Raw genomic sequence first — 12469 nt, 5'->3', positions numbered from 1 at the left:
TTTCGAGCGCACCCACACCGGGTTGGAGCGCATATACTCTTTTTCGAGCGCACCCACACTGAGTTGGAGCGCATATACTCTTTTTCGAGCGCACCCACACTGGGTTGGAGCGCATATACTCTTTTTCGAGCGCATCCACACTGATTCGGAGCGCATATACTCTTTTTCGAGCGCCTCACACTGGTCCGGAGTGCATTACTTCTTTTTCGAGCGCACCCAAACTGGATTGGAGCGCATATACTCTTTTTCGAGCGCACCCACACTGGGTTGGAGCTTATATACTCTTTTTCGAGCGCACCCACACCGGGTTGGAGCGCATATACTTTTTTTCGAGCGATTTTACCTTGTGTTGTATAAAACTTTCAAGTGAACTAATCCTCTAAATCGTACTCATAAATTGGGTTTATACACTTTAGGACAGATACAATCGCATTATTATATCCAGACAATTTGTTTATTTCTTTTTCATCCTTAAATTTCTCATTTCCAAATTGCTGAGAAAGTACATTTATTACCCGTAGGTACTTACTTACAAATTCATTCTCATTCATTCCTTTGACGTCCGCCAAAAGTTCATTGTAAGCCAGCAGTTCACCTGCATTATTATCTTCAAAGTCTTTTTTATTAAATATAGTATTTGTTTTTGTGAAGTGTATTTTCCTTTCAATAACATTAACTAATGTAAATTGTTTCAGTTCTTTATTATCGATTTAAATTCCCTCCTACCGCTCAATAATATGGCTCGATTGAGAAGGACCCACTATACGATTGGCGCTCCCTTTAACTTAACAGTGAACTTAATACAAATGGTGAGATAATCAGTATTACAGAAACACCAATAAGTGTAATGGAAACTTTCTTTGGCAATTTATTTCTACCCTCACCTTTATACCAACCAGAAAATTGTAACTTGTTTCTGTACAGAACAAATAGTAAAACTAATATTGCTAATGCCCCGAGCCATGAATAGGATTCGGTAGCTTCATTGATTGTATAAATATTTCTTATAACAACCCAACCTAAGGCGCCAAGTAAACCAAATATAACAATAATACGAATTAACTCTAATAATGTTCTCACTCTACTCACACTCCCTCATTAAGTGGCTCTTAAGTACAATTCGAGCGCTTGGCCTTATTCCGGAATTGCGCCCGGTTGTTTTACAATGCGACCCTATCCCGATATAAAATCAACGTAAGTACATTTAATAAAATGGTAACAATGACAAATATTGCTGAAGCAAAAGCTACAGCATCCATTGTATCCATCAAAGCAACCCAGTCTTCAACTTTTACCAAGTGAAGGTTATAAAAAATTTGTAAACATATCGCGATAGCGCAAGCGCTGAAACTGATAATGGAAAGAGCAATCCATTTCTTATTCTTCTGTTTTTTTATCTCCCGTAAGATTAATAATAGGAATTATCCAAGCTACTAATCCAAGTATCAAACTGCCGATGTTAAGCCAACCAGCATCAATCATATTTCATCCCACCTTCATTTTTTCTTTCTAAATTTCTCCTCAACAATCTGGCTCGATTCTGCAATACAGGGAGCTAATCCTTATTCAAGAATTGCGCCCTTTTATGGAATAAGCTTTATGCTCTATTGCTTAGAATAAAATTACTATACAACCAACTTATAGCGTCTTTCAAATCATTGGCTATGTAATCAATGTTTACGCCATTTAATTTATCGAAATGCTCATTTAGTGAAGATTTTCCAGCCCCGGTTTTAACAAGGATTTTGATACTTCCCATCTTTGCTGCAGCAACTATATCACTCCAGCGGTCTCCTACAACGACACAGTTTTCAAGCGTCAAATTGTGTTTTTGCTGTGCTTCGATTAACATACCTGTTTTCGGCTTTCGGCAGGAACACCCTTCGTCATGTCTGTGTGGGCATATATATACATCATCGAAACCAAAACCTTTTAATTCCTGTACAAAATCCTGTCTTTTAGCTGAACCATTTGAAATTCCGGGTTGATTTGTAAATGAGAAAATTTTTATATTATCTTGTTTTAACCTCTTGATTTCCTTCTCTACGTATGGGAAAAGTTCAAAATCACCTGGATAATGAACTGTATCATCGCCACCAATTGTTCCATCTCGATCTAAAAAGATTGCCTCTATTTGTCTCACACTTATCCCCCTAAATTTAAACTTTTATATTACACACGTTGCAAATTAAATAATGTATCAGGCAACTATTATGTCAAACTTAATTCGTAATGATAAAACTGGGAATCTTGCTCATATCCATTTTTCTCATACAATCTCTGTGCAGAAAAATTATCCGGCGCTGTACTTAGGCTAATGCTTTTAGCACCTGTCTTAACGGCATGTTCTTTCGCCATATGTAGAAGCATTTCTCCTATCCCTTGTTTTCTTGCTTCTGAATCAACATACAGATCATTTAATATCCATGTTTTTTTCATTGATATTGATGAAAATGTGGGGTAAAGCTGAATAAATCCTGCGTAAATTCGCTCGTTTTTAACAACGAATATTACAGAGTCCTCGTTTTCTAAACGCTCTTTTATATAATTTTTCGTCCCCTCAAAATCAGATGTTTGTTCATAAAACATACGATATGAATTAAATAAACTTGATACACCTTCTAAATCTTCGGTTGTAGCTTGATATATTTCCATTTGAAATTCCCCCTTCAGTTAATGAATTTTTTCTCCACAATCTGGCCCGTTTGTGATATACAGTTTAATCTGGGTTCCCCAACTCTTCACCCCTTTAGTAAAATAACTTCTCCATAAAATAGTTATACGGATAACACTTCCACTTCCATTCAATTCCTCCCTCCGCATTCATTACATAGGAATAAAAATCGTTAATAAAAACACTGTAGCAATCGCTCCGATAACAACAAGTACAATATTTATTCCAATCCATGCCAATAATACCGCAACCAAACCGCCAATCAACCCAAAATACGGCCGATCTGGTTCGACGCTTAAAATACCCGGAAAAATCAAAGCTCCTAATGCCGCATAAGGAATTGCCTGTAACCATCGATTTACCCACGGCTTAAATTCAAGTTTTTCCAATATAAACACAGGGATTAAGCGCGGTAGTAACGTCACGAGCGACATCCCAATTATTAATAGAAAAATCATACACTCGCCTCCTCACGAGGAAATAAAACTATTCCAAGACCTGCTCCGAAGATAGTGCCCATTATAATTGCCCATCCTGTACTCATACCGAGTTGAATACAAATAAAGTGAATAAACATAGCGACAATGGCAATTAAACCAACGCGTCGTTCTTTTTTCACAGAGGGGATGAGTAACGCGATAAACATGGCGTATAAAGCAATCCCCATGCTTTGACTTAGTGCAGGCGGAATAACTTCTCCTAGCAATACTCCAATAAAAGAACCAACTACCCATGAAACGTAAGCTACCAGTAATAATGCTGTATAAAACATTCCAGCATGTGCTTCTTTTGCCCTTTCCTTGTTCATAGAAGCTACGGCAAAAGTTTCATCTGTCACTCCAAGAGATAAAGGTATTTTCCATTTCAAGTTTAATGGTCGCCATGTATTAAGAATAGATAAATTCAAGATAAAATGGCGAAAATTCAAAACAAATGTAGCTAAAATAATTTCCAGAGCACCGGTTCCCAGTGCAATCATATTTACTGCCATAAACTGGGACGCCCCCGCATAAACAGCAACGCTCATAAAAACAATTTCTCCCATGCTCATACCAATCTGGTTTGCTAATACACCATATGTAATTGCAATTGGTAAGTATCCAAACATGATTGGCAAGCCAGTCATTACTCCTTCTTTCACGCTTTGCTTACGTGTCATATTATGTACTTCCCCTTCCAATACTCTAATCCCCCTCCATTCTCTAATTTGATATTAGTATATAAGATTCTCTTCCGGTTAGAAAGCTTTTATTAGAAATTACCTTTAAATCTATATTGACAATACAAGTAAATTAATTGTATAGTCATTAATAACAATTCTATCATTTTGACAGGAAAGTCCGCAGTAGATCATTATAGAACAGTTTTTAGAGACAAGGTGGTTGGTGAAAACCTTGGTATATAATGAATTGAATTACAGACTTTGTATTCATACTTGTCATGGTAATAAAGTGGATGTGCTTATCGTGCATCAACTAGGGTGGTAACGCGGAGATACTTCGTCCCTATTTAGGGGGGCGAAGTTTTTTTATTGAATAAAAATGTTAAAATCACGCTCCATGTTCCCTTTTTATAGAAATGAATAGCACTGCATGTAACTTCAAAGGAGGAAATGAAAAGATGAATTCAATTAAAGCAAAACATCATCCCTCACTAGCGGTTTCGATAATTTTCTTAATAATAATTATAGGTATTATCAGCTTTTTTATGATTGGACTGGAAGCTGCGCCACATATACCAATTCTGATCGCTATTTTTATTTTAATCGGTTATGGTTTATGGAATAAAATCAGCTACCAATCCCTGCAAAACGCGATGAGTTTAGGCGCTAGTTCTGCAATGGGAGCAGTATTCTTATTCTTTATTATCGGCATTTTAATCAGCAGCTGGATGATCAGCGGTACCATTCCTGTTCTAATGGTAACAGGTTTATCTATCATTTCGACGACTTGGTTCTATGCTATTGTATTTGCTATTACAGGGATTATTGGCATTTCTTTAGGGAGCTCCCTAACGACAACTGCAACAGTGGGGGTTGCATTGATGGGAATGGCAAGTGCTATGGATGCATCTTTAGCAATTACTGCTGGGGCTATTGTTTCTGGAGCTTTCTTTGGTGATAAGATGTCCCCTTTATCTGATACAACTAACCTAGCTTCCACGATTGTCGGAGTCGATTTATTTGAGCATATTAAACATATCAGCTTAACGACGATTCCTGCATTTATGATATCGTTTATTACTTTTGCTATTTTATCACCAAGCAAATCATATGCTGATAATAATATTGTACAGTACCAGGATGCTTTACATGCTACAGGCTTAATTCATTGGAGTTCTTGGATTCCAATCATCATCTTAATTATTTGCACTGTTTTTAAGTTGTCAGCTTTCTTATCGTTATCGATTAGCAGCGTGATTGCTAGTATCCTCGCTATTGCTGTGAATAAATTTTCTTTAAGCGATATTCCTGGAATTTGGTTTGGCGGTTATACTGGAAACTCCAACTTTGAACCTGTAAATGAATTAATTACCAGAGGCGGTCTGGAAAGCATGTTTTTCACTATTGCCCTTGTACTCCTTGCGTTAAGTTTTGGGGGCTTATTGTTTGTTACAGGTGTTCTGCCTACCATACTTGAGGCACTTCAAGCACGGCTTAAAAGAACAAGGTCCATTATTGCTTCCACTGCATTTACAGCAATTGGTGTAAATGCGTTTATCGGAGAGCAGTATTTATCTATTCTGTTAACCGGAGAAACGTTTCAACAGATTTATGAGCGGGCAGGGTTAACCAGAAAAGCATTATCTCGAGCTTTAGAAGATGCAGGGACAGTTATTAATCCTCTTGTACCTTGGAGTGTATGTGGTGTGTTTATCGCAGACGTCTTAGGAGTCTCAGTACTTACTTACTTGCCATTTGCGTTTTTCTGCTTATTAAGCCCAGTAATTACGATTCTATTTGGTGCAAGAACTGCTAAAAGACAATAAGAAAAAACCCTAATGACTCATTAAAATGATCATTAGGGTTTTCTATTTCAGAATAATTATTTGTCCTGCTCTGTTAAAATGATTGGCTCATCTTTTGTGATAACAATTTGATGTTCAAACTGTACAGAACGGCCTTTATCAACCGTTCTTGCAGTCCAGCCATTATCGTCCATCTTGCTATGCCAATCGCCTTCGTTAAGCATCGGTTCAATCGTAATAACCATACCTTCTTTTAAACGGATCCCTTTATTTGGCAAGCCGTAATGGGGAACGTGGGGGTCTTCATGAATAGTAGGTCCAATGCCATGACCAGTGAAGTCACGTACAACAGAAAAACCTTCCCCCTCTGCATAAGTTTGAATAGCGTGGCCGATATCACCTAAACGATGACCATGTTTAGCTTGAGCAATTCCTCTATATAATGCTTCTTTTGTTACTTCAATCAGTTTTTGACCTTTTTCATCCACATTTCCTACTGCATATGTCCATGCTGAATCAGCTAAACCTCCATTTAAATTAACAACCATATCAATGGTTACAATATCCCCGTCTTTTAACGGCTCATCGTTTGGAAATCCATGACAGATTTCATCATTTACAGAAGCGCAGATTGCATAAGGATAGCCATTATAACCCTTCTGTTCAGGCGTTGCACCATGTTTTTCTAAAAACGTTTCTACAAATGCGTCTAACTCTAATGTTGTCACACCTGGTTTTATGCGCTTAGCAATCTCTTTATGCGTTGCTACTAGTATATCAGCCGCGTCCTGCATTTGTTGTATCTCTCGTTTACTTTTTCTATTTATCATTTTTTTCTTCCTTTCCATGCTCTATATACACTGTACTCTATTGGAATATACTTATTTAAACGTAACGTTTTGTATCCATAATCCATTGTAAATTTTAACACAACCGTAATGAAACGAACAGTATCTTACCCTGCTTCGGAAAATGAAAAATCAATTTTAGGATCGTCGTTTGCTTTCAATGTGAGCCAAATGACATTTTTTATTTCAGGAAAACTTCTTACTTAAAATCAATTTCTTTTTGATACAAGGGTTGCTAGAGAGTAAGGAAAACGATAAGCTTAAAATATATTTATTGTTTGATTTAAAATCGGATAAAGGACTGAAAAAGGAGGTTATCCATTGATAGAAATAACTCATATTAGTAAAACATTTGATGGGAATCATAAAATTATTGAAGATTTAACACTAACCATCCCTGATGGCAAGATTGTCGGCTTCTTAGGACCAAATGGCGCAGGGAAATCGACTACAATCAATATGATGACAGGAATCCTACCAATTGATAAAGGTACAATTACCTTGAACGGGATTGATATTGAAAAGGAGCCTTTAAAGGCAAAACAAATTTTCGGGTTTGTACCTGACCGTTCAGACATCTTTTTAAGATTAAAAGGATTAGAATACCTTAATTTTATTGCAGACATTTATCAGGTTCCTACTGACATCCGCCAAGAAAAAATCAAATACTACTCGGAACAATTCTCGATTGATCATGCCCTAGGAAACTATATCCAGAGTTATTCTCATGGTATGCGGCAAAAGATTATGGTGACAGCGGTATTATTGCATAACCCTAGTATTTGGATTTTAGATGAACCATTAACTGGTCTAGACCCGAAGTCGTCTTATACTTTAAAACAAATGATGCGGGACCATGCCGATCAGGGAAATACCGTTTTCTTTTCTAGTCATGGGCTAGAAGTCGTTGAACAGCTGTGTGATGAAGTAGCTATTATTAACCATGGTGAGCTTTTATTTTACGGAACCATCGAACAACTGCAAAAAGAATACCAAACCGATCAGTCTCTTGAAAATGTATTTCTGGAGTTGACGAATGATGCGTAATACATGGACTGTTACATGGACTATGTTAAAAATGCAATATACCTCTGCGGGAAAGCACAGCAATGCATGGATATATATCTTTCTTGCCGTTATGTTAGTCCCATTTTTTATGATACTCCTTAATGGGATAAGTTCCATCATTGCGGCTGCCTATCATTTTCTAGCGGAAGTAAACCAGGAAAGCTTACTGCTTGGTTTCGTGCTTCTCGTTCTCGCAGCAGTAATTTTCATCCTTTCTATTGTTATGATTCTATCAGCATTTTATTTTTCAGATGATATTACAGCCTACATTCCATTACCGTTACATCCATATCAATTACTTATTGGAAAAGCTGCGAATCCATTAATTTATAATTATTTATTGTCTGCTTTACTCTTTCTTCCCTTTTTATTTATTTATGGAAGCATAAGTAACGCACCATTATTATTTTATATCTATGGTTTCATTTTATTTATCATTTTTCCCGCTATTCCATTTGCCGTGGCTGCAATGATTCTTATGTTTATAATGCGTTATGTAAATATCGCGAAAAATAAAGATCGTTCCAAAATCTTTATGGGGATAGGTTCCTTACTATTTATTATTTTCATTAACGTGATAGTGCGTTTGAACATGGATGAAGCGGCTTTAGTCGACATGTTAACTACCTACATGCAAGAACAAGAAGGCTTACTGCGTATGGTGACAGTGATTTATCCACCAGCATATTTTGGCGCAAGCAGTCTTCACTTTGCTGGCAGCTGGTTCGGCTTCTTATTTCTTATCAGTGTTATTGGTATCTTTGCCATTAGTGTATTCCTTTTTGTAGTAGCTGGTCAGCGTTTTTACCTTAAAGGCGTTAGAGGAATGAGTTCCGGAAGCATGGGAACGTTATCCGATAAAGCGTCCAGTAAATTAACAAAGCAGCGCGCCATTCGCAAAACATATATACGGAAAGAAATAAAGATTATCCTTCGCACTCCTGTTTTTCTAATGCAATGTGTGGTACAGACATTCTTTTTTCCTATATTCTTAACCATTATTTTATTTTTGGATACTTCAGAAGGGTTATCTACCCTTACACAGACCACTTCAGATAAGAAGCTGTTGCTGATCCTGTTTATGCTGTCCATTGTTATGTTAAGCGGGAATGTTACTGCATCTACTGCTATTTCAAGAGATGGAGCCAGTCAGAAGCTGAATTTATTTTTACCTATTCCGCTTAAAAGTATCATTTACGCGAAGTTGTTTGTCGCTTATGCAATTACCATTATTCCTTTTATCATCATGGTTGCAGTCGGAGTTTATATCCATATTCCTTGGCATATATTAGTCAGCTGGATTTGTATTGCATTGGTGTATAATTGGTTATCCACCATGATTAATTTTATGATAGATCTCTATCATCCCAAACTCCATTGGACAGATGAACAGGAGTTATTTAAAGGAAGATATATTCTCTTTCTCCTTTCGCTTGCGCAAACAGCTATTTTTGGAATCCTAACTATCATCATTTGGAAAGCAAATATTACCAGTTTTTATCCAACAGTTCTTATTTTAGGATCAATCATGCTTATTTTAACTTGTATCGTACAGGGCTACCTAAGTAAAAAAATAAAATTAACAACCTTGCAGAATATTGAAACGGGATAAAAGATAAGCATGTATAACAAAGCAAAAGCTTACTCGGCTTCACAACCAAGTAAGCTTTTGTTTTTTATAACAGATTAGCAGTAGTAACCACCCGTGTAGCCATGACCGCCAGAATATGCAGTCCCAATAATAATTAACAAAATAAATAACACAACTAATAACGCAAAGCCCGCTGAGCCGAAGCTTTGACGTTCCTCACAACATTCTTCTCTACCCATGTGTATAACCTCCTCTATCTGAACTACTTTAACTTATGCAGCTTCGTTCAAATTGGGAAGGCGAATGACCATTTTTTTTAATATACGCTTGGGATTCCTAAGTTTTTCCTTTTTCTACATGTTCAAAGAGCAGTATGGATTGCGCATTAAAAGTGGCTTATAGCTCACTCCAATAATAAGCTAAAGTTTCCATACCTTTTTCGAAGCTGTCTAATGGAAAGCTTTCATTAGGTGAATGTAAGCGATCCTCTGGTGTACCAAAACCTAAAAGTACAATTGGGTATTGGTAAGTGGCCTCTAACCATTCCACAACAGGAATAGACCCTCCCATTCTTAGGAAAACTGTTTCTTTTCCAAACGCTTTTGTGTAGCTTTTCGCTGCTTTTTTGATTAACGGGTGGTCTGGCTCTACTTTATAAGCTTTCGCTGAGAGCTTTTCTTTTTCAACATGTACGTGAACACCTGATGGGACATGTTTATGGACGTGATTGACTAATTTCTCTTGCACATCTTGCGGGTCTTGACCAGGAACAAGACGACAAGTAATTTTAGCGGTTGCAGTAGAAGGAATAATTGTCTTCGTACCTTCTCCTTGGTATCCTCCAAATAAACCATTCACTTCTAATGTAGGTCTGCCCATTGTATGTTCTTTCGCTGTATAACCTTTTTCGGATACAGTTTCTGGTATATTTGTTGCTTTTACGAAATCTTCGCCTGGTGCTTTTTCCATTAATTCTCTTTCTGGTGAAGTTAAATCCTCTACCCCATCATAAAAACCATCTACAGTAATCACTTCATTTTCATCTTTCATGGACGCAAGCAGATGACTCATCGCCATCAGTGGATTTCGAACTGCACCTCCGTACATACCTGAGTGAAGATCATGATCTGGCCCTGTTAAGGTGATTTCAATCCCTGTAAATCCTTTTAAGCCATATAAAATTGTTGGTTGATTTTTCTCCGCCATACCAGAATCAGAAATAACCGCAAAATCTGCTTGAAATGTATTTTTCTTTTCTTGAAGAAGCTCATAAAGATTTTCACTTCCAATCTCTTCTTCTCCTTCAATACAAACCTTTACATTCATTGGCAATTTTCCTTCTGTTTTTAAAAATGCTTCAAATACAGCAAGATGCATAAATGTTTGACCTTTATCGTCACTGGATCCACGAGCGTAAATTCTTCCATCACGCACTTCTGCCTGGAATGGTTTACTATCCCATAAATCAATTGGATCAACTGGCTGAACATCATAATGCCCGTAGAGTAAAACGGTTGGTGCTTCCGGACCCGCTTCCATATATTCCGCATAAACAAGCGGATGGCCTTTTGTCTCTATTTTTTCTGCACCTTTAAATCCGATATCATTCAAGTATGTAACTAAAAATTCCGCAGCGCGATGTATATCCTCTTTGTGGGCAGGATCTGTACTCACACTTGGAATAGCTAAAAAATCATATAGTTTTTGCAATAACAGTTCTTGATTTTCTTTAAGATAAGCAATTGCTTTTTCACTCATTACACTTTTCCTCCCTAATTTTAAACTAGACATTGTTGTAACGAAAACGACGATAGTGACATTGCCTCCGAAGAGCCTTACGTTTTCCACAGGAATCCACGTGGTAATTTTCCGCAAAGTTTGAGGTGATAAATGTATGGATGAGCCCCTATTTTTGGCACTGTATCTGTTCTAATCATACATGAAAAATGCAAGTAGTTAAAGCACAGAGATTTCCGGCCTACCCGTTAGATAGTTAAAGGGATTCACAAATATTCGGAAACCTACTCCTTTAAAAGAAGTTGCCAAAGATAAAAATCCAACCCCTTCTATAAAGTAAGAGAATTGGATTTTTATCCTAAAATATTTTGAAGAGAACTCGTTCGTTACATTAAATAAGCGAAATATGCCCGATACTATTCTCTATCTGGGAAGACACGGTCAATCATACCGCCAATTTGGTCAAAGAAGCCTTCCACTGGACGGCCATTATCCATATCATTCACATAATTGTCTGCTAGGTCCAGAAAATCTGGATTAGATGTGACATACACGTTATCAATTGAAGGGTCGACGGAACGCACAATATCAGCGATTTGATTCTTTATATCATCCGTAACCTCCATACTGCTATCGTTATTGTTGTTATTATTTCTATCGTTTTCAATATCCAAATTTGCTCCTACATAGGCATTATTATCCGTAGTTAACACGTACGCATTATCAATATTGTCCATCTCATTTGTAATCTTTTCAGCAGCTTCTTTAGATACATTGTAATCCATATCACGGTTATGTTCACCACCACGATCCGCTTCCCGATTCATCATATAGTCACGGTCACGGTTTCCTAAATTATCACTGGTGTTATTATTATTACCTTCATATCGTGTCGGCTCTACATTTCCATTCGAATTATCTGGATTTGTATCTCCATCATTATCCGTATTTTGACAAGCTACTAAGACCATCATTAGCACGGTTAAAACCGTAAATAAACGTAATTTCATTTTCATTCCTCCTTACCTATTTGCCTTTATTATGGATAATCAGGTAAGGAAATATGCAAAAAGAATGCGTTAATTTATGGAAAACACACCATGAAAGTAAGAGAGAGTTTTTCATGAACAATGGAGAAGATATAAACGAGGCACCTTACCTCAACACAATTTAAAATTCCTTCTTTCGTAAGGGAGTGAAAAATTTTGATACCCGAGATACCTGACTACGACAAAGCACTATATTACACCATTTGGGGTCAGTGGGATAATTTATTTTTATTAATGTCACGAACAGACGATGATTTACTCGCTAAAAAAATTGAGCGATTCCTTCACGATTATCATCATTCCTTAAGTCAAAAAAACGTGAACCAATCCCACGATATGCTACTTTATTATTTAGAACATGCCCTTCAAATCAGCAGTCCATGGATGTATGATATGGAATAATAAAACCTGTAAGAGAAGCAGATGCCAGTCATAAACCGGCTTGTATCTGCTTTTTTCTAAAAATCCTCAAACAGAACCAAGCCGAAGTTATGGACCATGGAACCGTTCGCCATCTTTACCGGCATTTGCCATG

The 12469-nt window shown here is 37.0% G+C and carries 13 protein-coding genes; 4 read left to right on the top strand and 9 right to left on the bottom strand.

The genetic code is table 11. The annotated features are described in order from the left end of the window. Nucleotides 1–780: 780 nt before the first annotated feature. The 5 genes from KI343_RS00940 to KI343_RS00915 form a co-directional block, all read right to left on the bottom strand. Entirely contained in the window at nucleotides 781–1080 is a 300-nt protein-coding gene (locus tag KI343_RS00940; RefSeq protein WP_212924551.1) for a hypothetical protein, read from the bottom strand. Nucleotides 1081–1597: 517 nt separating this feature from the next. Beyond that, nucleotides 1598–2143 carry an HAD-IIIA family hydrolase gene (locus KI343_RS00930; protein WP_212924550.1) on the bottom strand — a complete coding sequence of 182 codons (546 nt, stop codon included), beginning with the start codon at nucleotides 2141–2143 and terminating at the stop codon, nucleotides 1598–1600. A gap of 68 nt (nucleotides 2144–2211) precedes the next feature. Beyond that, complete coding sequence (locus KI343_RS00925; protein WP_212924549.1) at nucleotides 2212–2655, bottom strand: GNAT family N-acetyltransferase; 444 nt, start codon at nucleotides 2653–2655, stop codon at nucleotides 2212–2214. Between the two features lie 171 nt (nucleotides 2656–2826). Further along, nucleotides 2827–3132, bottom strand: coding sequence for an AzlD domain-containing protein (locus KI343_RS00920; RefSeq protein ID WP_212924548.1), 306 nt, complete (start codon nucleotides 3130–3132; stop codon nucleotides 2827–2829). Next, complete coding sequence (locus KI343_RS00915; protein ID WP_212924547.1) at nucleotides 3129–3833, bottom strand: AzlC family ABC transporter permease; 705 nt, start codon at nucleotides 3831–3833, stop codon at nucleotides 3129–3131. The genes KI343_RS00920 and KI343_RS00915 overlap by 4 nt, the downstream gene beginning before the upstream one ends. A 461-nt stretch (nucleotides 3834–4294) precedes the next feature. On the opposite strand from KI343_RS00915, the gene nhaC reads away from it, so the two are divergent. Further along, a complete protein-coding gene (gene nhaC, locus KI343_RS00910) occupies nucleotides 4295–5662 on the top strand; it encodes a Na+/H+ antiporter NhaC (protein WP_212924546.1) in 1368 nt (455 codons plus the stop codon). Nucleotides 5663–5718: 56 nt separating this feature from the next. Here nhaC and map read toward each other — a convergent pair whose 3' ends face one another. After that, on the bottom strand, nucleotides 5719–6471 hold the full coding sequence (map, locus tag KI343_RS00905) for a type I methionyl aminopeptidase (RefSeq protein ID WP_212924545.1): 753 nt from the start codon (nucleotides 6469–6471) through the stop codon (nucleotides 5719–5721). A gap of 339 nt (nucleotides 6472–6810) precedes the next feature. Here map and KI343_RS00900 point away from each other — a divergent pair, with 339 nt between their 5' ends. After that, on the top strand, nucleotides 6811–7536 hold the full coding sequence (locus tag KI343_RS00900) for an ABC transporter ATP-binding protein (RefSeq protein WP_212924544.1): 726 nt from the start codon (nucleotides 6811–6813) through the stop codon (nucleotides 7534–7536). Continuing rightward, on the top strand, nucleotides 7526–9169 hold the full coding sequence (locus KI343_RS00895) for a hypothetical protein (protein ID WP_212924543.1): 1644 nt from the start codon (nucleotides 7526–7528) through the stop codon (nucleotides 9167–9169). Before KI343_RS00900 ends, KI343_RS00895 begins: the two co-directional genes overlap by 11 nt. A 74-nt stretch (nucleotides 9170–9243) precedes the next feature. On the opposite strand, the gene KI343_RS00890 is transcribed toward KI343_RS00895, so the two are convergent. The 3 genes from KI343_RS00890 to KI343_RS00880 form a co-directional block, all read right to left on the bottom strand. Then, nucleotides 9244–9387: a YjcZ family sporulation protein gene (locus KI343_RS00890; RefSeq protein WP_212924542.1), complete on the bottom strand. Its 144-nt coding sequence runs from the start codon at nucleotides 9385–9387 to the stop codon at nucleotides 9244–9246. A 157-nt stretch (nucleotides 9388–9544) separates the two neighbouring features. Then, on the bottom strand, nucleotides 9545–10906 hold the full coding sequence (locus KI343_RS00885) for a dipeptidase (RefSeq protein WP_212924541.1): 1362 nt from the start codon (nucleotides 10904–10906) through the stop codon (nucleotides 9545–9547). 395 nt (nucleotides 10907–11301) lie between these two features. Next, nucleotides 11302–11895, bottom strand: coding sequence for a YhcN/YlaJ family sporulation lipoprotein (locus KI343_RS00880; RefSeq protein ID WP_212924540.1), 594 nt, complete (start codon nucleotides 11893–11895; stop codon nucleotides 11302–11304). 195 nt (nucleotides 11896–12090) lie between these two features. On the opposite strand from KI343_RS00880, the gene KI343_RS00875 reads away from it, so the two are divergent. Beyond that, complete coding sequence (locus tag KI343_RS00875; protein ID WP_374705403.1) at nucleotides 12091–12336, top strand: YhdB family protein; 246 nt, start codon at nucleotides 12091–12093, stop codon at nucleotides 12334–12336. Nucleotides 12337–12469 lie beyond the last annotated feature (133 nt).

The organism is Oceanobacillus sp. J11TS1 (genome assembly GCF_018333215.1).
Taxonomy (GTDB): Bacteria; Bacillota; Bacilli; order Bacillales; family Amphibacillaceae; genus Oceanobacillus.
The sequence above is the reverse complement of the archived record's forward strand: the minus strand, read 5'-3'. Positions and strand labels throughout refer to the sequence as shown.

Bases quoted from the DNA above. Each gene is read 5' to 3' on its own strand.
- map (WP_212924545.1), bottom strand. From the start codon at position 6,471: ATGATAAATAGAAAAAGTAAACGAGAGATACAACAAATGCAGGACGCG.
- KI343_RS00920 (WP_212924548.1), bottom strand. From the start codon at position 3,132: ATGATTTTTCTATTAATAATTGGGATGTCGCTCGTGACGTTACTACCG.
- KI343_RS00885 (WP_212924541.1), bottom strand. From the start codon at position 10,906: ATGAGTGAAAAAGCAATTGCTTATCTTAAAGAAAATCAAGAACTGTTA.
- KI343_RS00890 (WP_212924542.1), bottom strand. From the start codon at position 9,387: ATGGGTAGAGAAGAATGTTGTGAGGAACGTCAAAGCTTCGGCTCAGCG.
- KI343_RS00880 (WP_212924540.1), bottom strand. From the start codon at position 11,895: ATGAAATTACGTTTATTTACGGTTTTAACCGTGCTAATGATGGTCTTA.
- KI343_RS00915 (WP_212924547.1), bottom strand. From the start codon at position 3,833: ATGACACGTAAGCAAAGCGTGAAAGAAGGAGTAATGACTGGCTTGCCA.
- KI343_RS00925 (WP_212924549.1), bottom strand. From the start codon at position 2,655: ATGGAAATATATCAAGCTACAACCGAAGATTTAGAAGGTGTATCAAGT.
- nhaC (WP_212924546.1), top strand. From the start codon at position 4,295: ATGAATTCAATTAAAGCAAAACATCATCCCTCACTAGCGGTTTCGATA.
- KI343_RS00895 (WP_212924543.1), top strand. From the start codon at position 7,526: ATGATGCGTAATACATGGACTGTTACATGGACTATGTTAAAAATGCAA.